Genomic DNA, 25543 nt, shown 5'->3' on the forward strand with positions numbered 1-25543 from the left:
ATCTTGCCCCAGAATCTATTTTTAAATGATAAGAATTGTGGCTGATGTCTGTGCCTGAAACTTTTGAGTATAAATCGATACCGGTACCTCTTCCCTGGCACTCCGAACAATGGCAGCGGTTGGGGTTGCAGTTGCAGGCGGGCCGCTGCCCGCACGCTTTGCTGCTGACTGGCCCGGAGGGGTTGGGAAAGCGACAATTCGCGGCTGCTTTTACCGCGTTGGCCCTATGTGAACAACCGAGGGCAGGTCAGGCCTGTGGAGAGTGTAAGGATTGTCGGTTGTGGATGGCTGGCTCGCATCCTGATTTCCTACAAGTTGAACCTGAAAAGCCCGGTGGCCCACTGAAAGTGGAACAGATCCGTCAGCTGGGCAACTTTGTTTCCCGCACCAGTGGGCGGGGCGGGGCGCGTCTGGTTTGTTTGTCGCCAGCGGAGGCGATGAATGTCAACGCAGCCAATGCCCTGTTGAAAAACCTGGAAGAGCCGGCACCCTCCGTTATCTTTGTGTTGATCACCGATGCCCCCACAGGCCTTTTGCCAACCATTCGAAGTCGCTGTCAATCTATAGCTTTTCCGCCCCCAACTGGAGAGGTGGCGTTACAGTGGCTATACAGCAATGGGCTGGAAGAGCCGCTGGCACAGCGTGTCTTAACTCTGGCAGGCGGGGCACCATTATTGGCGGCGGAGCTGGCCGAGCCCAAGTCGAGAGAAGTACGCGAGCAGTTTTTTAAAGATTTGGTTGCTGTAGCTCAGGGTACGGCAAGTTCAGTCTCTACAGCGGGCCGTTGGGAAACACCGGCCGAGGGTATTGAATTGGTTCAACTACTGCTTTTTTGGCAGCACTGGTTAACCCAGATGGTGCAGATTCGCAGTTGTGATCTCAGTGGAGATGCCCAGCTAATGGTTCTTTTGCAGAGGTTGCCAGGGTCGAGTGAGCAAAGCTTGCAGCCAGTATTTGCGTTCTACGATCATTTGCTTCAGGCGCGGAAAGGGTTACTGGGCACAGCTAACCCCAATCGTCGTTTGCTGCTGGAAGAATTATTTATTCGTTGGGCGAAGCTTTTTGCTTAGGCGTCTTGCACAAGTCGGGTAGGGCAATTGACGTTGCCTGGACACAGGCAGCGGGCTTAGATAAGTTAGCGCATCATTTAGAAATATAAACATTGAGGTTGTCCATGAAAGCCATGGGAGGCGGTGCCCGCAACGGCATCCTGTCACTGAAAATCCAGGATAAATCTGTGCTCTATGCGGCCTATATGCCCTTCGTAAAGAATGGTGGCTTGTTTATCAGTACGGATAAATCGTACAACCTTGGCGATGAGGTTTTTCTGCTTCTGAGCTTAATGGATGAGCCGGAAAAGATTCCGGTTGCCGGTAAAGTGATCTGGATTACCCCCAATGGTGCTCAAGGCAACCGCACTCCCGGAATCGGAGTTCAATTTGGCGATAAGGACAATATCGCGCAAAACAAGATTGAAACCCACTTGGCGGGAACCTTAGAATCCAGCCGCCCAACCCATACGTTGTAACTCTCTAATGCTTGTTGATTCTCACTGTCACCTGGACAGACTTAAGCTCGATAAATTTGATGGCGATCTGGATGCTGTATTGGACCTGGCCCGCAGTCGCGGTGTTGGCAAGTTCCTCTGTGTCGGTATCAGTTTGGAAAATGCCGATGCGGTTGTTGAAATCGCATCCCGCCATGAGGACGTAGTCTGTTCCGTTGGGGTGCACCCGCTGGATGTCGACTCTGGCATGGCGGATGTTGAGCGACTGGTAGAAATGGCTAACCAGCCCAATGTTGTTGCATTGGGGGAGACAGGCCTGGATTACTACTACAGCACTGACACCCAGGAAATCCAGCAGCAGAGCTTTATTGCACACCTGAAAGCGGCAGGGCAGGCAGAGCTTCCGGTTATTGTGCATACGAGAGATGCGCGGGAAGATACTATCGCTCTCATTAAAGAGCACGGTAATACCAATACTGCAGGTGTTCTGCACTGTTTTACCGAGAGCTGGGATATGGCCAAGGCTGCCCTGGATCTCAATTATTATATTTCTTTGTCCGGCATCGTGACCTTTAAAAATGCCGAAGAGCTGCGGGATGTCGCCCGCAGGCTGCCTTTGGATCGGTTGCTCGTTGAGACTGACTCCCCTTATTTGGCTCCAGTGCCCTATCGGGGTAAGCCCAATATTCCGGCCTATGTGCGTGAAGTGGCAGAATTTATCGCTGATTTACGCGGTATTCCCTACGAAGAGCTGGCCGAAATCACCTCAGAAAACTTTTTCAGATTATTCCCCCGGGCAGTTTGATCCGGGTCTATTGGATGTTCCCCTATGATGAAGCAGCAGTTGCAAGTCATGCTGACTCTGCAAGACCAGATTAATACAGTAGTAAATGAAAACTGGCGTGAGCAAAACTTTGCCTGGTACCGCGCTATTTGGGTAGAAAGTGCAGAGTTGTTAGACCATTACGGTTGGAAGTGGTGGAAGAAGCAACTTCCAGAAATGGATCAGGTGAAGCTTGAATTGGTGGATATCTGGCATTTTGGTTTGAGCCTTGAATTGCAAAAAGGCTCTCCGCAGGAAGTGGCTGAGATCATGCTGAAGGAGTTTGCCGGTTCCGAGCGTACGGCGGGTGATTTCCGTGAAAACCTCGAGTCTTTCACCTTGAACACCCTGGCCACTAAACAGTTTGATGTTGCTGGCTTTGCTCAACTATTGGCCGATGCAGAAATGTCTTTTGCTGAGTTGTACCAGCGATATGTTGGTAAAAATGTACTCAACCGATTCCGTCAGGATAACGGCTACAAAGATGGCAGCTATGTAAAAAACTGGGCGGGCCGTGAAGACAATGAACACCTAGCGGAAATTGCCGGACTTTTGGACTCATCTACTGCTGATTACAGTGACCAGGTTTACAAGGCACTGCAGGCGCGTTACCGGGAATTGGCGCTGACATAAACACTCGCAAAGAGTGTCCAATACAGTCTGAGAGGTTTTGTCATACAAATTGAGCCGCTATTTCGCTTGTGTAAGATGAAATTTACTCGCGAGGCCCTATAATGCGGCCGCTTACAAACGAGGGAGAACTATCGTGAAAGCACCTGTACGTGTTGCTGTTACCGGCGCTGCCGGTCAGATTAGCTATTCGTTGCTGTTCCGCATCGCCTCTGGCGAAATGCTGGGCAAAGATCAGCCGGTTATTCTGCAATTGCTGGAAATCACTCCGGCATTGGAAGCGCTGAAAGGCGTTGCTATGGAGCTTGAAGACTGCGCTTTCCCGCTGCTCGCGGGTATCGTTCAGTCCGATGATGCTACTGTTGCGTTCAAAGATGCAGATTACGCTTTGCTGGTAGGCGCGCGTCCCCGTGGACCGGGTATGGAGCGTAAGGACCTGCTGGAAGCTAACGCTGCTATCTTCTCTGCACAGGGTAAAGCCCTGAACGACGTTGCTTCTCGTAACGTAAAAGTACTGGTTGTTGGCAACCCGGCTAATACCAATGCCCTGATCGCTCAGCGCAATGCGCCAGACCTGGACCCGCGTAACTTCACCGCGATGACCCGTCTGGATCACAACCGCGCTCTGTCTCAGCTGGCAAACAAAACTGATTCCAGCGTTAACGACATCACCCATATGACCATTTGGGGCAACCACTCTTCCACTCAGTACCCAGACCTGCACCAAGTGAAGGTTTCCGGTGCTGCAGCCATGGATAAAGTGGAGCAGGAGTGGTACGAAAACGACTTCATCCCGACTGTTCAACAGCGCGGTGCAGCTATCATCAAGGCGCGTGGTGCTTCCTCTGCGGCTTCCGCTGCCAACGCTGCCATCGACCATATGCGCGATTGGGCTCTGGGTACCGCTGAAGGTGACTGGACCAGCATGGCTGTATTCAGCGATGGTTCTTACGGTATTCAGGAAGGCCTGATTTACTCTTTCCCTTGCACTTGCAAAGATGGCGACTGGGAAATTGTTCAAGGCGTCGACATCAACGACTTCTCCCGCGAGAAAATGTCTGCTACCGAGCAGGAGCTGGCGGAAGAGCGTGATGCAGTAGCACACCTGCTGCCGTAATAGGGAGTGACAGGTCCCAGGCCTTGGCCGCAGGCCTCTCCCAAAAACCCACACTGAGGTGTGGGTTTTTTTATGCCTGAATTTTGTAAACCCCGGCCCGGACCAGGAAACTTTCCCGGTCAGTATCTTCGTGTGAGCTGCCGCCATCGGCACTACACTGATTTTATATATCTGCCGGATGTCCCTGCTATGGTCACTGAAGTTGGCCGCAACACCGCCCGTTGCGCCTGTATCCTGCTGCAGCCTAACCAGTCCCTGTCCCTCTCCGGCAATCTGTGGGTGTTTTTCTCCCTGGTTGGGGTATCCCTTGGAATCAGCCTCGCTTTTGCGATGGCGGGAGCCTGGATGATTCTTCCCTTTGCCGGGCTTGAAATGATCCTGCTGGGCATCCTGTTTACCTACGTGTACCTCGAAGGGACCCGCAGAGAAGTAATACGCATCAATGAGGAGTTGGTAATTCTGGATTGCTGTAAGGGGTTCAGGCAGCAAACGGTGTATCACCGGGAGTTCGCTCGCGATAAGTTGGCAGTACTCGTAAGGATGGGGAGCAGTGCTACCGAAATGGCTTCGGTAAACTTTAGTGGTCCTGAGGGGTGCCTTGAAGTCGGGGAGTTCCTCACCGAAGCTGAAAAGGCGGAGCTGGTGCAGAAGTTAGGTCGTTTTGGCATTTGTGCCAGGAAAGAGAAAGAGTTTCGTCTGCAGCAGTTCTGATTTCTCTATAGAACTGGCGTCTCGTTTGTTTCTTTTCGCTATAATCCCCGCTTTACTCTTAACTGTTCCACAGGGGATATCAGATGGCTTTTCCGAAGATCGGTAATTTGGCTCCGGCTTTTACGCTGACCAACCAAAGTGGCGAGAAAGTGTCACTTAAGGATTTTCGTGACAAAAGTAATGTCGTCCTCTACTTTTACCCGAAAGCACTTACCCCCGGTTGTACCACTCAGGCATGTGGGATTCGCGATAGTGCGGCTGAATTTAAAAAAGCCAATACTGTTGTGTTGGGGGTGAGCCCGGATCCAGAAGCAAAGTTGCAGCGCTTTATCGACAAGCACGAACTGAATTTTGATTTGCTGTCTGATGAAGAACACAAGATTGCTGATAAATATGGCTGCTGGGGCTTGAAGAAATTTATGGGTAAGGAGTACATGGGGCTTCTGCGAACAACTTTTATTATCGATAAGAGTGGGCGCCTTCGCCATATTATCGACAAAGTTAAAACCAAGACCCATGACACTGATGTTTTGAATTGGATTGGCGAGAACCTGGATTAATTGCCAGACTCTGAGGGGCGGGGCTGGACTGGTGCTTGGTCTGCTGTAGCCCCTACCTTTCGGACTCAAAGGCGACATGTGGGTACCGAAAGTAAGTATTTTTGGCCCTTGGTACACAATAAGATGAAAAAAAGCACTGTCGCCCCTTGCTTTCTTAATTCTTGGTCTATACTGGCAGTTGTAAAGGAAAGGTGCGCCGGCTAGAGAGAGTCTCTCTGCGGGAATTGCCGGAGCGGTTAGTTTAAAAATTGTACATCTCTGTGAAGGATTCGATGTCTGTTTTTTGGTGCATCCCGCATCACGTAGTCGTCCGCCGAAGTTGATGTTGTGTTGGTGTGGGCAGGGGCAACCGGGATTCGCTGGATGCGGACATAGAAAAATAACTGCGGCTCACGGAACTCAATAGGAGCAGCTCGATGAACCATACTCAGCCCGACCAGACTTCGCTCTCTGAAGACAAATCACTTCAGCAGGCCAGAATATCCGGAGACCCGAATATTCTCGACCAGCTGCTGGCCCCCCCCGAAGCAACCAGTTTTGGTATTGCCGCACGGGTAATAGATGTGCTGGAGCAGCGTATCGGTAAGGCCTCTCTCGCTATTCGCCCGGTAGCGTCCGACCTAAGTATGTCCACCCGGACTCTGCAACGCCGGTTGCAGGAACACAACCTCAGTTTTGCATCTTTACGTGACCATGTTCGTTTTCGTCACGCGGTGCATTTCCTCAAAGATACTGCGCTGAGCGTTGATGGAATCTCACGAATTCTCGATTTCTCTGATCGAACCAGTTTTACCAGCGCGTTCAAACGCTGGACCGGGATGTCTCCCACTGGCTACCGCCGACAGGTCCGCCAGAGGTTCTGAGTGTGGATTGGTTTGGCCGGTCTCTATGGGATCGGCCCAATCCGTTGCCTCGGCGGGGCAAACCCGTTAGAGTTGGCGGCAATTTAATAGGCTGACTCTTTGAGGTTTTGCATGAGCTTTTTTATCCCCTCCGCCATGGCACAGGAAGCGGCGCCGGCAGCACAGGGTAATCCGATGATAACCCTGCTGATGTTTGCGGGTTTGTTTGCATTCATGTGGTTTTTTATTATTCGCCCACAGCGCAAGCGCCAGAAAGAGCACCAAGAGCTGGTTGGCGCCCTGAAAAAGGGTGACGAAGTTGTAATGAGCAGCGGGATGCTGGGCCGCGTCGACAAGGTCGATGAGGACTACATCGTATTGGAAGTTGCAGACAGCATGTCTTTGAAGTTCCAAAAAGTAGCTGTGCACGCAGTATTACCCAAAGGTACGATTAAAAAGATCTAATCCTATTCAGGGTTTATCTTTGAATGTCGTAACTAAAAAAGCCTGGCAATTGCCGGGCTTTTTTTTGGTTACTATTTTTGCGCGGGCAGTATTTATTGTGCCTTGAAAGCCCACAGAAAAATTGCGGAATTAATCAAAGGCTGGACTAATTTGTCTGATTAATTTTTCAATAAAAAAACAGGTTAGGCAAAAAGCAATAAATAGCACTGAAAGGCATGCTTATGTTCATTTTTCAAAGCTAGTCCTCTATCCGCTTACTCAGCAAGCTTGGTTCTATCTCTGCGGAAACTTTTTGCTAGAGGTGTCCTCTTACTGAGTCACATCGATAAAACTAATAATTAGACATAACAGGTTTAATTCACCGTGCTTAAGAGCCTGCCAATAGAGTTGCCTAAGCGGTTGCGCCTGGCGAACCTGCCCACACCTCTGCAGTCGTTAGACCGAATCAGTGATCTTTACTCCCTTCCTTATGGAGGGCCCAGGATTTGGATAAAGAGAGATGATCTTACCGAGTCCGGCATGTCGGGAAATAAACTGCGCAAGCTAGAGTTTGTTGCCGCTGAGGCCCGGGCCCAAGGGGCTCAGGTTTTGATCACTTGTGGCGGAGTGCAATCCAATCATTGCCGCACCACTGCATTGGTGGGGGCTCGATTGGGGTTTAAGGTTCAGTTGATTTTACGTGGCAAGCGCACTGCAAATCCCGATGGCAACCTTTTACTGGATGAGTTGGCAGGTGCTGAAATTGCGGTTTACTCACCGGAGGAATACTCCCGGAATTTACAAAGCCTCTTTGACAGCTGGGCTGCTGAGTATCTGTCCAGAGGGCAGAGGTCTTTCTGTATCCCCACTGGCGCCAGCGACGGTTTAGGCATCTGGGGTTATATTTCGGCCTCTCAGGAATTATTGGCAGACTGTGCAGATAGGGGCTTCTCGCCTGATCATATTTTATGCGCTACTGGCAGCGGTGGGACCCAAGCGGGTTTGACCTTGGGGTGCCACTTGCTGGAAGCCGGTACGAATGTTACGGGTTTCGCCGTTTGCGACAGTGCAAATTATTTCCAAGTGAAAGTGCGTGAGGATATTTCGCAGTGGATGGCACAGTCTGGCGTATCGCTTGATTTGGAGTCCCTCAAGATTTTGGTTAATGCCGACTATAAAGGTCCCGCTTACGGGGTGGCGGAGCCAGAGGTTTACCAAACTATTAAAGAGTTGGCTTGCCTGGAGGGGATTCTTCTCGATCCTGTCTACACCGGCAAAGCATTTCATGGTCTGTTACAGGAGTTAAAAAAAGGAAATTACCAGGGCTCAGATAACCTGGTTTTTATTCATACCGGAGGGCAATTTGGCCTCTTCCCCCACCGAACTCACTTCTTCCCAGTGGCCGAATAATACGACATTACTGTTCTCGTGCCGCGTAAGCTGCTAACCTGCGCAACAAATTACAGTTGTATCTGTATATAAAACAAACAGAAATAAGTCAGAGTAGTGGGGGGTTAGTTTGGATTCCTTTAACAATCTGCTGTTGTTAATAGACGGCATGCTCGGCTCAGCACCTTGGTTCCCCTGGGTGTTACTTGGAGTCGGTTTCTTTTTCACCATTTATCTTGGTTTTCCGCAGCTTCGTTATTTTGGGCATGCGATCAAGATTGTACGCGGTAAGTACGATAAGCCCGGAGACCCGGGTGATACCTCCCACTTCCAGGCATTGGCCACAGCACTGTCGGGTACCGTAGGTACCGGTAATATCGGTGGCGTTGGCTTGGCTATTTTCCTCGGTGGTCCCGCTGCGCTGTTTTGGATGTGGATGACCGCATTCCTGGGTATGACCACAAAGTTTGTGGAAGTGACCCTGTCACACAAATACCGTATTAAAGCAGCGGATGGTTACTACGCGGGTGGCCCCATGTTTTACATGGAGCGTCGCTTGAATATGAAATGGCTTGCGGTTCTCTTTGCAATCGCGACCGTTATCTGTTCATTCGGTACCGGCAGCTTGCCCCAGGTGAACAATATTGCCCAGGCAATGCACGATTCTTTCGGTGTCGAGAAGGCTCTGACGGGTGGCATCCTGGCGATTTTGCTGGGCATGGTGATTATTGGCGGTATTACCCGAATCGCTAAAGTGACCTCCACCATTGTTCCCACCATGGCAGTTATCTATGTAATAGGTGCCTTGGGCGTTATTATCTACAACTACGAAAATATTCTGCCGTCCTTTGGGGCTGTTTTCCGCGATGCCTTCACCGGCAGTGCGGCCGTAGGTGGATTCCTGGGTGCGAGCTTTGCCTATGCCTTTAACCGTGGTGTGAACCGCGGCCTTTTCTCCAACGAAGCGGGTCAGGGCTCTGCACCTATTGCTCACGCCGCCGCTCGCGCGGACGAACCGGTTTCTGAAGGTATGGTTTCCCTGCTGGAACCCTTTATCGACACCATTATCATTTGTACCTTAACCGGACTTGTGATTCTTTCTTCTGGTGTTTGGACTGAGAAACACGAGAACCTGTTTGAAGGTGCAGATACCTACGTTGTAGCGGGTAGCTACGATGAGAAGAATACCCAGGATGTTGAGCAGCTGTTCAAGTATTTGAGCGGTCAGGAGAGTGATGTTAAAGCCTATAACGGCTCCATTGTTGTGACTGACGGCCACCCGCTGAACAGCCAAGACTTTACCCTCATCCATGCCCGTTCTATTGCTGAAGACCTGGACTTCCGTGTGGGGGATGACAGCTTCAGCGGTGTTCTGGATGTGAAAGATGGTAAGTTTGCCAATGAAGATGTGGATATTTGGGGTAAGTCCCTGGTGCACTCTGTGGCCCTGACCAATCTTGCCTTCCAGCGCGGTTACTTTGGTGAATACGGTGGTCTGATTGTTACTCTGGGAATTCTGCTGTTTGCTTTCTCTACAGCAATTGCCTGGTCATACTACGGCGACCGCTCAATGATTTACCTTTTCGGCCCCAAGGCAGTAATGCCTTACCGAATAGTTTACGTTATTGCATTCTTCTGGGCTGCGATTGAGGACACCACAGTTATTTGGAACCTCTCTGCGGTGGCCATTGTGATAATGACCTTGCCCAACCTGTTTGGTATTACTGTGTTGGCCAAGGAGATGAAAGATACCGTGAAGGACTACTGGAAAGACCCAAGCCATAAATAATTTGTCTGGGTTTGATTAAAAAAGGCGGCCAATATGGCCGCCTTTTTTGTTTGTGCACCGCCGATCCTTTGATCGGTCTAGAGCTTGCCCACCACCCAGCAGAGACCTGCTGGGTGGAAATCAGCTCAATTACTCAGTGCTTGCACTCAGGGTAACGCCAGAGTAGGCAGAGTAAGCGCGGATACTGATATACCAGGTTCCAGCATCCGGATTACTGATGGTGCAGCTTTCGTCATTGCCCCACTGGTAGGGACGGCAGTCGTACGCTGTACGGGTAGGCTCTTGGCTGTGGCGAACATAGAGATCTGCATCTCCGCTGCCACCTTCCATTACGGCGCTCAGGGTAGAAGCTCCAGCGTCAACCTCAATGGTGAAGTGCTGCCAGCTGTTGCGGGAACCAGAAAGGTTGGTTTCTTCCCAGCTGTCGCTACCACCACCGCCACCACCACCACCGGTGTAACTGCCTACCAGGGTGACATCGGAGAAGGAGGAGTAGCCGCGCACCATGACGTAATAGGTTCCGCCCTGTAGGTCAGCGTCAGCGATATCACAAGTTTCATTGTTGCCTGAAGTGTACGGACGGCAATCATAAGTGCTGGTGGTTGGAGCATTGCCGAAGCGAACATAGAGGTCGGCATCACCGCTTCCGCCTGACATTGCAAAAGACAGGCCTGTGGCATCTGCGGGTACATCCAGGGTGAAGTGAACTTCATCACCACTGCTGCCCTCGATGTCGGTCTCGGTAACCCCGTTTTCGAGTTCTCCGCCTTCATTACCACCACCGCCACCACCACCGCCGCCACCGCAGCTGCTGGTGGAAACGCCTACCGTGGAGAATGCGGCAACAACATCATCAGTGTCGTAGCCTAAATCTGATGCTGCAGAGAAAACACCACAGGCACCATCTTCAAAATCAGTATTGGCACTCCAATACATCTGGTTGGCAAGAACGAAGGGGTCGAATGCTGTGCGGGTATTCCAGCCACTGGTATTCGCCAGTAGGTAGAAGGCCCGGTTAAAGACGCCGGAGCTGTAGTGCACGTCCATGCCGTTGTAGTAATCATCGGCATGACCGATGGAGCTGCCATCGTCAGTTGGATCTTCAAAGTAGCGGAGTGCTCCGCTGGACTTAAAGATTTCGGCCCCTACCAACCAGTCATTGCTGCCGCGCATATAGTACTCGGCAGCTTCACCGGCAATATCAGAGAAGGCTTCATTGATACCGCCGGACTGATTGTAGTAATTCAAGTCCGAATTTTGCTCGGTAAAGCCGTGGCTGACTTCGTGAGCGGAAACATCGAGGCTAACCAGTGGATAGAAGTAGCTCTGGCCATCACCAAATGTCATCTGGCTGCCATCCCAGAAGGCATTCTCGTAGTTGTTGCTGTAGTGCACCCGCATTCTCAGTTTTTGTGTGAGAGGTGATGTGTTGTACCAGTCGCTATAGAGATCAAAGACCACACCGCCAAAGAAGTGTGCGTCATTGAGTGGTGAGTAAGCGCCGTTGATTGACTTATAGTCATTGTCCGGGCAAGTGAACGAGTGGATGCTACCGCCATTCGTGCTGTGGTTCATATCAACGGTTTCTACATTGTCCGTATCCATGGCACAGCTGTCGTCAACAATCATGTGGGGGTAGTCAGTACCGTACTCGTAGCGCCCGGTCTTTGAATTGCCCCCTGGGCCTGTCGCATTTTGTGCAAAGTTCAAGCCGTCCCAATGCTTGAGAACTTCGCCAGTCATTGCATCGATAAAGTAGAAGGGGCGTGTGGGTTCATCGCCGTACTCAACCCAGTTGACCAGGTAAGCCAAGCGGGCATTGTCTTGCTCATCGATATAGACGTAGAGTTTCTTTTTGGGGTTATGTGCTTCCAGCTTCAAAGCCTGAACTGACAAGGCTCCCTGGATAACGCCCTGCTGCGTGCGCCAGTTGATCTGGTGGTCCATTGCCCGCTCAATAGCATTATCTTCATTGATAAATGCTTTGATATTGGGTACTTCCAGTTCCAGCCCAGTGATGACATTGCCGCGAACCTCAGTAATCAGACCCTGCCCGGAGCTGGTTACTGTTTGGCCGTAGACAGGAATGCCTTTGTGAGTCTGTTGGTAGCGGGCTACGGTTTTGCCGTTAACGAGAGTGCGCTCACGAACTTTTTCGAGCGCCATATCCGATCCGCCGGTGGCAGCTAAAGTTTGTGGTGAGAGCATGTCCGCCGTGGCGGGGACGCGCTCAACAGCATGTGCACTAATAGCCAAGGCTAAAGTGCAGCTTAGTCCTACAAAATGCTTCATTGCTAGCTTTCCCTTTTATAGCTTTTTTATATATGAATCCGCCGGTATACAGCCGTATTTCCCTTGTGGGGACCGTATTAAATCTGGTTGGCCAATACAGGCTGGATTTTTATGTGGTAAGACAGCAGAAGATAACCGTCGCCAGGAAGGGACCGCGGTAGCGGCAGTGGCGTTCGCTTTCTCAAACCGGTTGCCCTAATTAATTGGGCAACTTGAGATTACCCTGCATACGCATCTAGGCAACAAAAAGGTGATGGCAAACTAATATATTTGAATTGTTTTCGATATTTTTGCTCGGATCGTCACAAATTAGGAAGTGATGTTCTGCCTGTGAGGTGGAAAAGATGAGTTGTTTTTTCCGAAAAAATAAATTTGGCGATAACAGTTTATTATTTCTGTTAGCTTTTAGTGGAACGGTTATTTATACATTTAATAATAGAAATTCCCTCTCCCACGAACTGATCACACGATTAAACTCTTCATATTCATTTCTCTTGATTGCGCTCCAGGCTTTTACGAATTTACTGCCAAACATTTCTGTTGCTTCATCACAATCTGATAGGAGTGTCAGGGCATGTTCCTGGGTGCGGGGAAGTGTAATTGACTCTTTGGAGCAGTCGCCCTGATAAGGTGCGCTCGGTGCGACTTTATTGGTCATTCCTAAATACCCGCAGGCAAGAGAAGCTGCTATGGCAAGGTAGGGATTGCAGTCGGCTCCGGGAAAACGATTTTCAAGACGTTTACTTTGTGGCGAGCTGTCGGGAACCCGAAGGCCTGTTGTTCGGTTGTCGTAACCCCAGTGGAGACTGGTGGGTGCGGCCATTTCAGGTGTAAAGCGGCGATAGGAGTTTACATTTGGAGCAAAAAAACTAATAAAACCGGGAGTGTATTTCTGCATGCCGCCAATAAAATGCAAGAAATTATTGCTCTCTTTTCCTGTATTATCGACAAAAATATTTTCACCGGTTTTTCTATCCGCCACACTCTGGTGTAAGTGCAGTGCGCTTCCAGGTTCGTCTTCCATCGGTTTTGCCATGAAGGTTGCATAAATGCCGTGGCGCAGAGCCGTTTCGCGCACTGTGCGTTTAAAGGTAAAGACCTGGTCAGCTAAATGAAGTGGATCTCCATGTAGAAAGTTAATTTCCATCTGGGCAGTGCCTGATTCGTGGATCAGTGTGTCGACATCAAGCCCCTGAGCTTCACAAAAATCATACATGTCTTCAATGATGGGCTCGTATTCATTGGCTGCATCAATGCTATAGGATTGTCGGGTTTTTTCTGTGCGTCCCGATCTTCCCACAGGCGCGGATAGCTTTTCATCCGGATCCAGGTTTCTTTTTACAAGATAAAACTCTACCTCAGGGGCGACAATAGGCTTCCATCCTCTGTCTGCATATTTTTCGAGGACAAATTTTAAAATATTACGGGTGCTGATAGGGTGAGGGTCCCCATCTCGAGAATGGCAGTCATGAATGATTTGTGCTGTCGGATCATTGGCCCAAGGGTTTAGGCGCACTGAGTTGGGGTCAGGGATTAGGAGCATGTCGGTGTCTGCTGGATCAACAAGCTCATTGTGTTCGTCGACATAATCCCCCGTGACAGTTTGCACCAAAATGCTTTCCGGTAAACGGCTGTCTTGAGTTAAGAACTTATCGGTGGGGGTGAACTTTCCTCTGGCGTTACCTGACATGTCGGGAACAAGGCATTCAACTTCTGCAATATTGTGATTTGCCAGCCAGTTTGTAATTTTATCCATTGGATAGCCATTGCTTACTTTTTCTTCCTGAGTGAAATTCTATGATCAGTGCCGGAAAGCGTTGCGCTGAAAATAATTCCTCCTGTGTAAAGGAACTATATACTGCCGATTAGAACAGGGCCGTTTATTTAAATGGCATTGAGGGTATCTGGTAGAAATATGAAGGTGATGAATAGGTTGGATGAGCACACGGAATCCTATTATGCCGCTACAGCTAACGACCTTCAGGAGTATCCATGCCTGGAAGGTAACGTGGAGGCAGATGTCTGCATCATTGGTGGTGGTTATACGGGACTCTCCAGTGCTTTGCACTTGGCAGAGCGCGGCTACCGTGTGGTGCTTCTGGAGGCTAATAGGATTGGTTGGGGCGCATCAGGAAGGAATGGAGGACATGTCGGTGTTGGACAAAGGCGAAGTCAGGGTGATCTGGAAGCCATGTTCGGGTTCGACACCGCTAAGCAGCTCTGGGATTTGAGTATCAACGCTGTTCAACTGGTGGAAAGTCTTATAGTCAGGCACCAGATTCAATGTGATTTAAAACGCGGGATCATGCATCTTGCAGCGAAATCCAGTCACGATAAATATCTGCAGGATGAAACTGAAGAGCTCAGAGAGAAATATGATTACAGGCAAGTTGAGTATATAGATAAAGAAGAAGTTCGACAGCTTGTAAGTAGCAAACGATATCTCGGCGCACAGCTGGATTTTGGTTCGCTACATCTTCATCCTCTCAATTTTGCATTAGGTCTTGCCCGCGCAGCAGTTTCTGCCGGTGCCAGGTTTTTTGAGTGTAGTGGTGTGCAAGGGTATTCGAGCTCTTCTCCCTTTACGGTGAAAACTGCACGAGGAAAGGTGAAGGCCGAAAAGTTGATTTTAGCTTGCAATGGTTACTTGAAAGATCTTGAGCCCCGCTTAGCGGGGCGCATAATGCCAATAAATAATTTTGTGCTGGCAACAGAGCCCTTACCGGAGGGGCTCGCTAGGGAAATCATAGCCAATGACTTCGCACTGCAAGATACTCTATTTGTTATAAATTATTGGAAATTATCTGGCGATAACCGCTTAATTTTTGGGGGAGGGGAAAATTACACCAGGCATTTCCCTAAAGATATTCGCAGTTTCGTCCGCAAGTATATGTTGAGGGTTTACCCGCAGCTGGGAAATACTGCTGTTGATTTCGGCTGGGGGGGTACGCTGGCCATTACTATGAATCGGATGCCCTGTATAGGACAGTTGCAGTCGGGCCTATATTACAGTCAGGGGTACTCTGGACATGGAGTGCCTACGGCAACTTTTGCCGGCAAGCTTCTGGCTGATGCAATTTATGGGGAGAGTGAGGGTTATAACGAGTTTTCTTCTCTTCCTAAAGTAGAGTTTCCAGGTGGCACTTTATTGAGGTGGCCGGGGTTGGTGTTGGGGATGCTTTACCACAGTTTGTTAGATAGGTTTGGGAGCTAGTCTTTGAATGATGTGATAGAGAATGCCGACACACTAATGTGTCGGCACCGGCCTTAAATATTATTGGCTCTGGGCGGAAAGAGTTACGCCTCTGTACGAAATATAGCCCTGTACACTGATGTGCCAGGTACCTGCAGCTGGATTGCTAAAGCTACAGAATTCATTATTGCCGTTTACGTAAGGGCGACAATCCCAGTTGTCGGTGGTTGGGGTGGCACCATAACGAACGTACAAATCGGCATCGCCATTGCCACCGAGCATTTCGACAGTCAAAGATGATGAGCCTGATGGTACATCCAGGGTGAAGTGCTGCCAGCTGTTGCGGCGGCCTGATAAGTTGGTTTCTTCCCAGCCTTCTGAGTTTGAACCGCCATCATCGCCACAGTTACTGGTAGATACCCCTACGGTGTCGAACGCTGCGATTACTGTTGCAGTATCGTATCCGAGATCTTCAGTAGCTGACAGGGCTCCGCAAGCACCTTCAATGTAATCAGTGCTTTGATTCCAATAAGTTTGGTTAGCAAGCACAAAGATATCGAAAGCAGTTTGGGTGTTCCAGCCGCTTGAGTTGGCGATCAGGTAGAAAGCCCGGTTGAATACGCCGGAGCTGTAGTGCACGTCCATGCCGCTATAGTAGTCGGAAGCATGGCCAATGGATCTGCCATCTTTGGTGGGGTCATCCATATAGCGAAGAGCGCCATCAGCCTTGTATATATCGGCCCCCACCATCCAGTCGTTAGTGCCCTTCATGTAGAACTCGGCAGCTTCACCGGCCATGTCAGAGAAGGCTTCGTTTATGCCGCCGGATTGGTTGGCGTAGGTCAGGTTGGAGTTTTGCTCAGTAAAGCCATGGCTCACCTCATGAGAGGATACATCCAAGCTGACAAGTGGGTGGAAGGTTGTGAAGCCATCACCAAATGTCATTTGGCTGCCATCCCAGAAGGCGTTCTCGTAGTTGTTGCTGTAGTGAACTCGCATTCTTAATTTTTGTGTGAGGGGCGATGTTCCATACCAGTCACTGTACATATTGAAGACGACGTTGCCGAAGAAGTGGGCATCATTCAATGGAGAATAAGCGCCATTGATTTCTTTGTAATCATTTTCCGGACAGGTGAAGGAGAAAACGCTACCTCCGCTTGTACCGTGATTTAAATCCACGGTTTCTACGTTAGCAGTGTTCATGGAGCAGTTATTGTCAACTTCGAGGGCAGGGAAGTCTGTTCCATATTCATAACGCCCGGTTTTTTCATTGCCACCGGGGCCTGTGGCATCCTGGAAGGCAAGGCCGTCCCATTGTTTGATAACTTCACCAGTAAGTGCGTCTACAAAATAGAACGGTCTGCTCGGCTCATCTCCGTATTCGACCCAGTTAACCAAATAAGCTAATCGCGCCTGGTCGTTTTCATCGACATAGACATAGAGCTCTTTTTTCTGGTTTTGTGCGTTGAAGCGCATGGACGACATTGAGAGAGCTTTTTTACTGTCACCATCCTGAGTGCGCAGATTCAGCTGATGGTTCATGGCTCGATCAATAGCATTATCGGCATCAATCGTTGCGCGGGCGGTAGGTACCTCCAGCTCTAGGCCTGAGAGTACGTGGCCTCTCACTTTTTCAGTTAAGCCTTGCCTGGAACTGGTTATGGTTCTCCCCCAAACGGGTATGCCTTTATGAGTTTGCCGATATCGGGCAACCGTTCTCCCGTTGGCAAGCGTGCGCTCGCGAACCTTTTCCAACTTCATATCTGAGCCAGCGATTGAGGCTAGGGACTGATTGGAAAGTAACTCTGGTGTGACATTAATACGCTCCGCCGCTTGGGCGCTAATAGCGAGTGCGAGTGTGCTAGCGGCTCCTAACAAATATTTCATTAAGTAATTCTCTTTATGATTATAATTTAATGGCCATAGTTAACCGGGAGCATAAAATAAACGCTCAGTGGTTAATGCTGTCTGGTTAAGCGGCCAATTGAATCACACCCCAAGAATATCTCGCGCTATGAGCTGAGAGCTGTATGGAGTTTATGTGCAAAATTTTCTTGGGGGTTGTTTGCCGTTGTCAGGCGAAATAACGATATCCCTTGTTGTTATTCCTGACAATAATTTTTTTGTGGTGGATGTAAACTTGAAAGGTCAAATTGTTTTTTTGATGTGTATGTCACGAATTCAGATATTTGCAACTTTGGTTATTTGAGGGGTTTTAATTGGTTATTTTATAGCTTTTTTCTGAGTGGCAAACTTTTTTGAGTTATATTTAAACGGTTTAGCTTTCTATTGTTTTGTTGTTTTTGTTTATTTCTGGTGCGAAATTCTTCAATTTAATTCAATTTGCATGAAGAGGGTGCTATATGTTTGTTAAGTTTGAAGGAGTGTATTAATCTGGGTTCTTTAAGGGGTTGTCAAACTAAAGGATTAAAGTATTAATCCTTTCTGAATTTGATGGGGTGGATATTAACTCTATCAATACATTACTGAAGAAAAATGCACGCGGTAGTTTGGAGCGGTTTCAATTTTGAAACGTTTTGCTCCATCGTCTTAATCCCGCAGTCAAACAACTTTGACTCCCTGGGCACTTGTGCGGCGCTACGGAAGCAACATCAGTAAGGGCTGGCATTCTTATCTGTACATATCGCTCAATTTGTGGAATATAAGTTTGAGATTTGTCGCAGACTCTCACTGCCCTCAGTGAAGCTGCGGTGTCGGTGGATTAACGATGTAGAGGCTCCCTAATGGCTGTGCGTCCAGATAAGTTAGTAATCGCTATTTCCTCTCGAGCTCTGTTTAACCTTAGCGATAGCCACAAGGTTTTTGAGGAGCAGGGATTGCACGCCTTTTCTCATTATCAAGTTGAGCGTGAGAACGATGTTCTGGAAAAAGGAGATGCATTCCCTCTGGTTGAGAAGTTTCTAAAGATCAATGAGCTTCTTGGCGGGGAGCCGCGGGTGGAGGTGATCCTGCTATCCAGGAATAGTGCCGATACCGGATTAAGGGTGTTTAACTCTATTGAGCACTATGAGCTCAATATTACTCGTGCAGCCTTCTGCAATGGTGGGAGCCCTTACCGCTATATTGGTCCATTTGGATGCAACCTGTTTTTGTCTGCTGATGGTGTAGATGTCCGCCAGGCGTTGGAGCAGGGGGTTGCTGCGGCAACCTTGGTTGCCGGAGGAAACCGCGAATATCGTGATGATGTGTTGCGATTTGCCTTTGACGGCGATGCGGTAATCTTCTCTGATGAGGCTGAGCGAGTCTACAAAACGGAAGGCCTGGCTGCTTTTACTGAGGCGGAGCGTGCCTCAGCACAGAAGCCACTGGGGGGAGGGCCCTTTAAGGGATTCCTTGAGGCTTTGCAGAGGTTGCAGGCTGAATTTGAGATGGATACCTGCCCGATACGAACGGCTTTGGTAACGGCACGTTCCGCACCGGCCCATGAGCGGGTCATCAGGACATTGCGCGCCTGGGATATTAGAGTGGATGAGTCAGTTTTTCTCGGCGGGCTTCCTAAAGGTGAGTTCCTGCGGGCTTTTGGCGCCGATGTCTTCTTTGATGATCAGCCTAGTCACTGTGTTTCTGCAGGTGAGCATGTGGCTACGGGCCATGTTCCTCATGGAATCGCAAATGCAGAGGTATAAAAAGTTCAAAAGTGATAAAGGTGTACGTTATCACTCAGTGCTCTCTATGCCGATAATGTTTGAACTTTTCCCGGCCCTCATCCGAGAGGCTTAGCTCTAATTATTAGAAAATAAAGCCGACAGAAAGTCCGGGATCCCCCAAAGTTGATTGACACTTTCGTCTCTACCACGGATATTCAACCGTCCATTGGCCCTGGCTTTGATTCACTGCTATTCTTTTCTCGTATAACTCAAGATAGTTTTTATAACTATCGATCAAAAAATGGTATTACTCGCTCTCGGCCATGAGCGAACTTAATGAAAGGGAGGATCTATGAAGCTGCAGCAGTTGAGATATATCTGGGAAGTGGCACATCACGACCTCAATGTTTCTGCTACAGCGCAGAGCCTCTATACCTCCCAGCCGGGAATCAGTAAGCAAATCCGACTTTTGGAGGATGAGCTTGGCGTAGAAATCTTCGCGCGCAGCGGCAAGCATCTCACGAGGGTGACCCCGGCAGGGGAGGCAATCTTAAAGACTGCCGGCGAAATTATGCGCAAAGTGGAGAATATTAAACAGGTTGCGCAAGAGTTCAGCAATGATAAAAAAGGTAGTCTCGCTGTAGCTACCACTCACACTCAGGCGCGCTATGCCTTGCCCCCGATTATTAAGCTGTTTATAGGCCGTTATCCGGAGGTTTCCCTGCATATGCACCAGGGAACCCCTATGCAAATTTCTGAGATGGCGGCAGATGGCACCGCAGACTTTGCCATCGCTACCGAAGCTCTGGAGCTTTTCAGCGACTTGGTGATGATGCCTGTCTACCGCTGGAACCGCTGCATTCTGGTACCGAAAGATCACCCGCTTTGCCAAGTGAGCAAGCTATCCCTTGAGGACGTGGCGAAGTACCCGATAGTTACTTATGTATTTGGGTTTACCGGCCGCTCCAAGTTAGATGAAGCTTTCTTGGAGAAAGGGTTGTCACCTAAGGTAGTCTTTACCGCCGCCGATGCTGATGTAATCAAAACTTATGTGCGTCTGGGATTGGGAATTGGCATTGTGGCTGATATGGCCGTTGATGGCGAAGATGAGGACCTTGTGGCTCTCGATGCCAGTGATCTATTTGAATCGAGTGTTACGAAAATTGGCTTCCGTAAGGGGATTTTCCTGCGGGGCTTTATGTATGAGTTTATCCAGCAATTTGCCCCCCATCTCAGCCGTGAGCTGATTGACCAGGCGGCACAGGCGACATCCCGTTCTGAGGTCGATGCGCTGTTCGCCGATATGGAGTTGCCGGTTTACTAGAGCTGCTGCTGAATGGAAGTGCCGAATAAAGCTAAGGGATGGAGGCTATGAAGCCTCCATCTCGATCAGGGGGCGCAGCACTTCTTTGGCGAACTTGAAGTAAACAGTGAAAATCTCTGCTTCCTTACCTTCGCGCTCTACTATAAAGAAGGGCGCTCGCTCTACCTTGTACTGCTGAGCCAGCTGTAAGCCCGGGCTTTGCGGGTCACGCACGTCGGCGATAAGTGTCTGGTCGATAAATTGCATTTGGCCATTTTCTTCCAGCTTTTCTTCAACGTCGCGACACTTGGCGCAGGGCGAGCCGTCGGCGAGAATTTTCTTGACCAGTGTGATCTTCACGATAATTTCCTTGATCCAGTGCAATGCCATTAAAGGCAAGATGGACTGAATCTATCAGAACCCCTAATAACTTTGAAATATCAATCGCCGATACCTTTATAACTGAAATTTGTAGTGATGCTACAAAAGGCGCCAAAATAGGCTATTTTTTGGTCGTTTTTCGGCGATTTGATGCCTACTGCAAAAATTGTTCAGTTGTTTCCAGTAGTAAGCGCACCTTGGCCAAGCACTCCTGGTGCTCTGAAGTGGGATCGGAATCTGCAACGATCCCACCACCTGCCGCGCAGGTTAGGTGTCCATCGTTGGCACTGAAGGTCCGGATGGCGATATTGGTGTCAGCGCGGCCGCAGCTGCTGATGTAGCCAATACTGCCGCAATAAATCCCCCGAGGACTGGATTCCAGCTCCCGAATTACTTCCATAGAGCGTCGCTTTGGAGCACCTGTGATAGACCCTCCAGGGAAACAAGCTTCGAGTAATTCGCTGTAGACCGACTCTTCGGGTAGCTCGCCAGTTACTACGCTGACCAAGTGGTGGACATTGGCAAAGCTTGCCAATTGGAATAGCTCGGGAACACGTACAGTGCCACTGCGACACAGCTTACTCAAATCATTGCGCAGTAAATCGACGATCATCAGGTTTTCCGCCCGGTCCTTGGGGCTTCTCTGCAACGAGAAGGCGGCGCGCTGATCTGCCATCTTGTCAGCGTGTCTTGCAGCAGTGCCTTTAATCGGTTCCGTGCGCAAACTGGCGCCATCAGCTCGGATAAATCGCTCCGGCGACATACTGAGCAGACTGCCATGGGGCAGGGCCATATAAGCAGAAAAGGGACCGGCAGCTTGAGAGCGCAATGCCAGGTAAGCTGTTAACAGATCGCCGCTGTAGGGGGCCCTGAAACGCTGGGTAAAGTTTGCCTGATAGATATCGCCGGCGGCGATATATTCCAATATCTGCTCAATTTGTGCCCGATAATCATCTGCACTCAGTTCGTGCTCAAATGGTGAAAGCAGCCGGAAGTCCCCGGGTGTAAGCGTGGTCTCCCAGTTGATAGCTTTAAATCGCTGTATCAATTCGCGAACTTGCTGGGGTGGGCAGGCGGGGTGGAAAACCAGGTGATTGCTGCCCAGTTGGTGGTCGGCAATAAAGGCCCATGTGTAGAGCCCAAAAAAGCCTGCGGGCAAGTCCGTAGGGCGCATATCTGCCGGCAGATAATTGCCCTCTACACCGAGTTCATAACCAGCGTAACCAATAACCCCGCCGCAAAAAGGCAGTTGTGAGTCCCTGTCCTGAGGGCAGAGTTCGCACACGAGGTCATCCAGCCGGGCAAATGGCTCGGGCGTGTCGGCACTTAACTCGAGGGTATTTATCGGGTCGGCACTAATGATGTCATAGCGCCCACCCTCCGCGAGAGGTCGACCGCTGTCGAGCCAAACGGGGATAGGTAAATCCGCTATCGCCGCAAATGCGGCGGGCGTGTTTAATGAGTAGGGCAGAGAGACAATTTGCATATCAAGCTACAGCAGTCCGGAAGACGGCGCACACTACACATTTTGCGGCGGCAATTAAAGGGTGTGTGGCTCTTTAGTCAATCCTGCGCTCAATACCGGCCTGAGACATCAGGCGGGTGGCGAGTTCCTCCACCGAAAGTTGGGTTGCATTGAGGAAAGGCACCTGGGCCCGCCTCAGCATTTGCTCAACTTGGCGCACCTCGAATTCACATTGTTCCTTAGAAGCGTAGCGGCTGTTGGCGCGTCTTTCCTGTCTAATTTGCATCAGGCGTTCGGGCTCGATTGTCAGGCCAAACAGCTTGTTGCGAAACGGGCGCAGGATCTTGGGCAGGGTGGTGGAGTCCATATCCTCTTCGGTGATGGGGTAGTTTGCCGCGCGCAGGCCAAACTGGAGTGCCAGGTACAAGCAGGTAGGCGTTTTGCCAGAGCGTGAAACGCCCAACAGGATCACATCGGCTTGCTGGAATTCGCTGACTCTGCGGCCATCGTCATTGTCCATAGCGAAGTGCACTGCTTCAATCCGGTCGGTGTAGCGGCGGTTGTCGTCAATGCCGTGAGAGACGTTGACCATCTGCGCTGGATCCCGGTTAAACAGATTGGCCAGTGGCGTGAGGTAGTTCTCGAAGATATCGAGCATCAACGCAGAGCTTTGGTGCAGCTGTTCCCGGATCTCGTCAGAAACAATGCTGGTAATAATGATCGGCTGTAAACCGGATTCATCGGCTGCTTTTTCTATGCGTTGCAGGGCCTGTTTAACTTTTTCGGTGGAGTCGATATAGGGAAGCGTGACCTGCTCAACTTGTTGATCGCGGAACTGTGCGAGTAGGCTGTGGCCAATCGCTTCGACGGTGAGACCGGTTCCGTCGGAGATAAAAAAAGCCGTGCGCTTGTCTTTTGCCATGTTTGTTCTCAGTTTGTCGGCGTGAGGGGGCTATTGTAGGGGAGGAATGGGGCAAAGGTCTTTTATTCTGGCGTTTTGCAAATTTTGTAGAAAATTTACAACATTTTGGCCAATTTTTACGGGCTATTTTTTACAAAACTCATCCTTATAATCTGCCGCCACTCAACCTGAATTTTAGAGGGCCTTCACTTGACGAACTTCACGATCGACTTCGCAAAACTGGGCATGGCCGATGTCGACAAAGTCGGCGGCAAGAACGCATCACTGGGCGAGATGATCTCCTCTCTCGCCGGTGCCGGCGTGAGCGTACCCGGTGGCTTCGCTACCACCGCAGAAGCCTTTAGGGCTTTCCTGGCTCACGAACAGCTGGAGCAGCGTATAGCCGAGCGTTTGCAAGGATTGGATGTTGGTAATGTCACCGAGCTGGCCCAGGCGGGAGATGAAATCCGCAACTGGATTTTACAGACTCCGTTCCCCGAGCAGCTGGAAAAAGAGATTCGCGAGGGCTATGAGGCCCTGGGTGGTGCGGAAACTGCTGTTGCAGTTCGCTCCTCTGCAACTGCCGAAGACTTGCCGGATGCGTCCTTCGCCGGTCAGCAGGAGACCTTCCTGAATATCCGCGGTATCGACGCTGTATTGAAGGCAGTAAAAGAAGTTTTTGCTTCCCTCTACAACGACCGTGCTATCGCCTACCGCGTGCATACCGGTTATGCGGATGTGGGCGTTGCCCTGTCTGCCGGTATCCAGCACATGGTGCGCAGTGAGACTGGTGCAGCGGGTGTGATGTTTACCCTGGACACAGAGAGTGGCTTCCGCGATGTGATCTTTATCACCGCAGCCTTTGGTTTGGGCGAAACAGTTGTTCAAGGTGCGGTTAACCCGGACGAATTTTACCTCTACAAGCCAGCCCTGGATGCGGGCCGTCCTGCGATTCTGCGCCGCAATCGCGGCAGTAAAGCGATCAAGATGGTTTACGACGAGAGCGGTGAATGTGGTCGTTCCGTAAAAACTATCCCGGTGGCAGACGAAGACCGCCAGCGCTTTGCCCTCAACGATGCGGAGCTGACAGACCTGGCAATCCAGGCCCGCAAGATTGAAGAGCACTACGGACGCCCGATGGATATCGAGTGGGCTAAAGACGGCGACAGCGGTAAGTTGTTTATCGTACAGGCGCGTCCGGAAACTGTACGCTCCCGCGATCAGGGAACCAGCATCGAGCGCTACAGCTTGCAGGAGCGCAGTGACGTATTGTGTGAAGGTCGCGCAATCGGCCAGCGCATTGGCGCGGGCCCCGTTCGCAAGCTTGAATCCGTAGAAGATATGGCGCTGATGCAGGATGGTGAAGTCCTGGTTACCGACATGACCGACCCGGATTGGGAGCCGGTCCTGAAGAAAGCGAGTGCTATTGTTACCAATCGCGGCGGCCGTACTTGTCACGCAGCAATTATCGCTCGTGAGCTGGGCATCCCCGCAGTTGTAGGTTGTGGTAATGCAACCGAGCTGCTGGAAACCGGCACACCGGTGACAGTTTCCTGTGCGGAAGGCGATACCGGTTTTGTAATGGCTGGTGAACTGGAATTCCAGCGCGAGGAAACTGAAGTTGCAGAAATGCCGGAGCTGCCGTTCAAAATTATGTTGAACGTGGGCAACCCGGATCGAGCATTCGCTTTCAGCCATCTGCCGAACCAGGGCGTTGGCCTTGCGCGCCTCGAGTTTATCCTCAACCGCATGATCGGTATTCACCCGAAAGCACTGCTTGAACTGGATAACCTGCCGGAAGATCTGCAGCAGAATATTCGCGAGCGTATTGGTGGATACGATTCTCCAGAAGACTTTATTGTCGAAAAACTGGTGGAAGGTATCGCTACCTTGGCTGCGGCCTTCGCACCGAATCGCGTCATCGTACGCTTGTCCGACTTTAAATCTAATGAGTATGCGCACCTTGTGGGTGGCCAGTTGTACGAGCCAAGCGAAGAAAACCCAATGCTTGGCTTCCGTGGTGCAGCTCGCTATCGCTCCGAAGATTTCCGCCAGTGCTTTGCCCTGGAGTGCCGTGCACTGAAGAAAGTCCGCGATGAAATGGGACTGACCAATGTGGAAATCATGGTGCCCTTCGTCCGCACCCCGGAAGAAGCTGAGGAAGTAGTCGGTCTGCTGGCTGAAAACGGCCTGCGCCGTGGAGAAGGTGGCCTCAAGGTCATTATGATGTGCGAACTGCCGTCCAACGCTTTGCTGGCGGAAGACTTCCTGCAGCACTTTGATGGTTTCTCCATCGGTTCCAATGACCTGACCCAGCTAACGCTTGGTCTGGACCGCGACTCTGGCCTGGTTGCCGATTTGTTTGATGAGCGCAACCCAGCGGTCAAGGCACTGCTTTCCAGGGCGATCCAAGCCTGTAAGAAAGCGGGTAAATATGTAGGTATTTGTGGTCAGGGTCCTTCTGACCATAAAGACTTCGCCCGCTGGTTGATGGATGAGGGGATCGACAGTGTGTCCCTGAACCCGGATACCGCAGTAGATACCTGGCTATTCCTGGCCAACGAGGAAGGTTAATTTTCCTCCTAAAG

General features: G+C 50.3%; 21 protein-coding genes. 15 read left to right on the forward strand and 6 right to left on the reverse strand.

Annotation, left to right across the window (positions count from 1 at the left end; all coding sequences use genetic code 11):
• Nucleotides 1-44: 44 nt before the first annotated feature.
• The 11 genes from ACJJIL_RS08370 to ACJJIL_RS08420 all read left to right on the forward strand — a co-directional run bounded on the left by ACJJIL_RS08370 (nt 45) and on the right by ACJJIL_RS08420 (nt 9812).
• A complete protein-coding gene (locus tag ACJJIL_RS08370) occupies nt 45-1070 on the forward strand; it encodes a DNA polymerase III subunit delta' (RefSeq protein ID WP_444917470.1) in 1026 nt (341 codons plus the stop codon).
• Between the two features lie 104 nt (nt 1071-1174).
• Complete coding sequence (locus ACJJIL_RS08375) at nt 1175-1528, forward strand: PilZ domain-containing protein (protein ID WP_413662279.1); 354 nt, start codon at nt 1175-1177, stop codon at nt 1526-1528.
• Nucleotides 1529-1535: 7 nt separating this feature from the next.
• A complete protein-coding gene (locus ACJJIL_RS08380) occupies nt 1536-2312 on the forward strand; it encodes a TatD family hydrolase (protein WP_445361674.1) in 777 nt (258 codons plus the stop codon).
• A 27-nt stretch (nt 2313-2339) separates the two neighbouring features.
• Complete coding sequence (locus tag ACJJIL_RS08385; RefSeq protein ID WP_445362000.1) at nt 2340-2963, forward strand: dUTP diphosphatase; 624 nt, start codon at nt 2340-2342, stop codon at nt 2961-2963.
• Between the two features lie 133 nt (nt 2964-3096).
• Entirely contained in the window at nt 3097-4077 is a 981-nt protein-coding gene (locus ACJJIL_RS08390; RefSeq protein WP_282932481.1) for a malate dehydrogenase, read from the forward strand.
• Nucleotides 4078-4149: 72 nt separating this feature from the next.
• Nucleotides 4150-4788: a DUF2244 domain-containing protein gene (locus ACJJIL_RS08395; protein WP_413662277.1), complete on the forward strand. Its 639-nt coding sequence runs from the start codon at nt 4150-4152 to the stop codon at nt 4786-4788.
• 83 nt (nt 4789-4871) lie between these two features.
• Complete coding sequence (bcp, locus tag ACJJIL_RS08400; protein ID WP_282932483.1) at nt 4872-5348, forward strand: thioredoxin-dependent thiol peroxidase; 477 nt, start codon at nt 4872-4874, stop codon at nt 5346-5348.
• Between the two features lie 416 nt (nt 5349-5764).
• Nucleotides 5765-6211, forward strand: coding sequence for a helix-turn-helix domain-containing protein (locus ACJJIL_RS08405; RefSeq protein ID WP_020415217.1), 447 nt, complete (start codon nt 5765-5767; stop codon nt 6209-6211).
• Nucleotides 6212-6322: 111 nt separating this feature from the next.
• Nucleotides 6323-6655 (forward strand): preprotein translocase subunit YajC, encoded by a 333-nt coding sequence (yajC, locus tag ACJJIL_RS08410; RefSeq protein WP_282932486.1) that lies wholly within the window; start codon nt 6323-6325, stop codon nt 6653-6655.
• A 363-nt stretch (nt 6656-7018) separates the two neighbouring features.
• A complete protein-coding gene (locus ACJJIL_RS08415; RefSeq protein ID WP_445361675.1) occupies nt 7019-8044 on the forward strand; it encodes a D-cysteine desulfhydrase family protein in 1026 nt (341 codons plus the stop codon).
• Nucleotides 8045-8153: 109 nt separating this feature from the next.
• Nucleotides 8154-9812: an alanine/glycine:cation symporter family protein gene (locus tag ACJJIL_RS08420; RefSeq protein ID WP_413662275.1), complete on the forward strand. Its 1659-nt coding sequence runs from the start codon at nt 8154-8156 to the stop codon at nt 9810-9812.
• A 129-nt stretch (nt 9813-9941) separates the two neighbouring features.
• On the opposite strand, the gene ACJJIL_RS08425 is transcribed toward ACJJIL_RS08420, so the two are convergent.
• Together ACJJIL_RS08425 and ACJJIL_RS08430 are read right to left on the reverse strand one after the other, a co-directional pair.
• Nucleotides 9942-12104 (reverse strand): M4 family metallopeptidase, encoded by a 2163-nt coding sequence (locus ACJJIL_RS08425; RefSeq protein WP_444896982.1) that lies wholly within the window; start codon nt 12102-12104, stop codon nt 9942-9944.
• Between the two features lie 421 nt (nt 12105-12525).
• Nucleotides 12526-13860 (reverse strand): glutamine synthetase family protein, encoded by a 1335-nt coding sequence (locus tag ACJJIL_RS08430; RefSeq protein ID WP_282932490.1) that lies wholly within the window; start codon nt 13858-13860, stop codon nt 12526-12528.
• A gap of 168 nt (nt 13861-14028) precedes the next feature.
• Here ACJJIL_RS08430 and ACJJIL_RS08435 point away from each other — a divergent pair, with 168 nt between their 5' ends.
• Nucleotides 14029-15318 (forward strand): NAD(P)/FAD-dependent oxidoreductase, encoded by a 1290-nt coding sequence (locus ACJJIL_RS08435; protein ID WP_444928224.1) that lies wholly within the window; start codon nt 14029-14031, stop codon nt 15316-15318.
• A 60-nt stretch (nt 15319-15378) separates the two neighbouring features.
• Here ACJJIL_RS08435 and ACJJIL_RS08440 read toward each other — a convergent pair whose 3' ends face one another.
• Nucleotides 15379-17184 carry a M4 family metallopeptidase gene (locus tag ACJJIL_RS08440; RefSeq protein WP_444957910.1) on the reverse strand — a complete coding sequence of 602 codons (1806 nt, stop codon included), beginning with the start codon at nt 17182-17184 and terminating at the stop codon, nt 15379-15381.
• Nucleotides 17185-18041: 857 nt separating this feature from the next.
• Between ACJJIL_RS08440 and ACJJIL_RS08445 the strand changes: the two genes are divergently transcribed.
• Both ACJJIL_RS08445 and cysB read left to right on the forward strand, forming a co-directional pair.
• The gene (locus ACJJIL_RS08445; protein ID WP_444933419.1) at nt 18042-18944 is read left to right on the forward strand and encodes a 5'-nucleotidase; all 903 of its coding nucleotides are present in this window, start codon (nt 18042-18044) and stop codon (nt 18942-18944) included.
• Nucleotides 18945-19257: 313 nt separating this feature from the next.
• Entirely contained in the window at nt 19258-20229 is a 972-nt protein-coding gene (gene cysB / locus ACJJIL_RS08450) for an HTH-type transcriptional regulator CysB (RefSeq protein ID WP_282932493.1), read from the forward strand.
• A gap of 45 nt (nt 20230-20274) precedes the next feature.
• On the opposite strand, the gene ACJJIL_RS08455 is transcribed toward cysB, so the two are convergent.
• From ACJJIL_RS08455 to ppsR, 3 genes are all read right to left on the reverse strand, one after another.
• Nucleotides 20275-20568 (reverse strand): hypothetical protein, encoded by a 294-nt coding sequence (locus ACJJIL_RS08455; protein WP_413662268.1) that lies wholly within the window; start codon nt 20566-20568, stop codon nt 20275-20277.
• A gap of 175 nt (nt 20569-20743) precedes the next feature.
• On the reverse strand, nt 20744-22075 hold the full coding sequence (gene pabB, locus ACJJIL_RS08460; protein ID WP_413662267.1) for an aminodeoxychorismate synthase component I: 1332 nt from the start codon (nt 22073-22075) through the stop codon (nt 20744-20746).
• A 73-nt stretch (nt 22076-22148) separates the two neighbouring features.
• On the reverse strand, nt 22149-22976 hold the full coding sequence (ppsR, locus tag ACJJIL_RS08465; RefSeq protein WP_445356242.1) for a phosphoenolpyruvate synthetase regulatory kinase/phosphorylase PpsR: 828 nt from the start codon (nt 22974-22976) through the stop codon (nt 22149-22151).
• A 189-nt stretch (nt 22977-23165) separates the two neighbouring features.
• Between ppsR and ppsA the strand changes: the two genes are divergently transcribed.
• Nucleotides 23166-25529, forward strand: a complete 2364-nt coding sequence (gene ppsA / locus ACJJIL_RS08470; protein WP_282932498.1) for a phosphoenolpyruvate synthase — start codon at nt 23166-23168, stop codon at nt 25527-25529.
• Nucleotides 25530-25543 lie beyond the last annotated feature (14 nt).

It is taken from the genome of Microbulbifer maximicatervae (SeqCode) (assembly GCF_052468095.1).

Bases quoted from the DNA above. Each gene is read 5' to 3' on its own strand.
- cysB (WP_282932493.1), top strand. From the start codon at position 19,258: ATGAAGCTGCAGCAGTTGAGATATATCTGGGAAGTGGCACATCACGAC.
- ACJJIL_RS08395 (WP_413662277.1), top strand. From the start codon at position 4,150: ATGCCTGAATTTTGTAAACCCCGGCCCGGACCAGGAAACTTTCCCGGT.
- ACJJIL_RS08445 (WP_444933419.1), top strand. From the start codon at position 18,042: ATGGCTGTGCGTCCAGATAAGTTAGTAATCGCTATTTCCTCTCGAGCT.
- ACJJIL_RS08385 (WP_445362000.1), top strand. From the start codon at position 2,340: ATGAAGCAGCAGTTGCAAGTCATGCTGACTCTGCAAGACCAGATTAAT.
- ACJJIL_RS08440 (WP_444957910.1), bottom strand. From the start codon at position 17,184: ATGAAATATTTGTTAGGAGCCGCTAGCACACTCGCACTCGCTATTAGC.
- ACJJIL_RS08370 (WP_444917470.1), top strand. From the start codon at position 45: ATGTCTGTGCCTGAAACTTTTGAGTATAAATCGATACCGGTACCTCTT.
- ACJJIL_RS08425 (WP_444896982.1), bottom strand. From the start codon at position 12,104: ATGAAGCATTTTGTAGGACTAAGCTGCACTTTAGCCTTGGCTATTAGT.
- ACJJIL_RS08405 (WP_020415217.1), top strand. From the start codon at position 5,765: ATGAACCATACTCAGCCCGACCAGACTTCGCTCTCTGAAGACAAATCA.
- yajC (WP_282932486.1), top strand. From the start codon at position 6,323: ATGAGCTTTTTTATCCCCTCCGCCATGGCACAGGAAGCGGCGCCGGCA.
- bcp (WP_282932483.1), top strand. From the start codon at position 4,872: ATGGCTTTTCCGAAGATCGGTAATTTGGCTCCGGCTTTTACGCTGACC.
- ACJJIL_RS08435 (WP_444928224.1), top strand. From the start codon at position 14,029: ATGAATAGGTTGGATGAGCACACGGAATCCTATTATGCCGCTACAGCT.
- ACJJIL_RS08430 (WP_282932490.1), bottom strand. From the start codon at position 13,860: ATGGATAAAATTACAAACTGGCTGGCAAATCACAATATTGCAGAAGTT.
- ACJJIL_RS08375 (WP_413662279.1), top strand. From the start codon at position 1,175: ATGAAAGCCATGGGAGGCGGTGCCCGCAACGGCATCCTGTCACTGAAA.
- ACJJIL_RS08380 (WP_445361674.1), top strand. From the start codon at position 1,536: ATGCTTGTTGATTCTCACTGTCACCTGGACAGACTTAAGCTCGATAAA.
- pabB (WP_413662267.1), bottom strand. From the start codon at position 22,075: ATGCAAATTGTCTCTCTGCCCTACTCATTAAACACGCCCGCCGCATTT.
- ppsR (WP_445356242.1), bottom strand. From the start codon at position 22,976: ATGGCAAAAGACAAGCGCACGGCTTTTTTTATCTCCGACGGAACCGGT.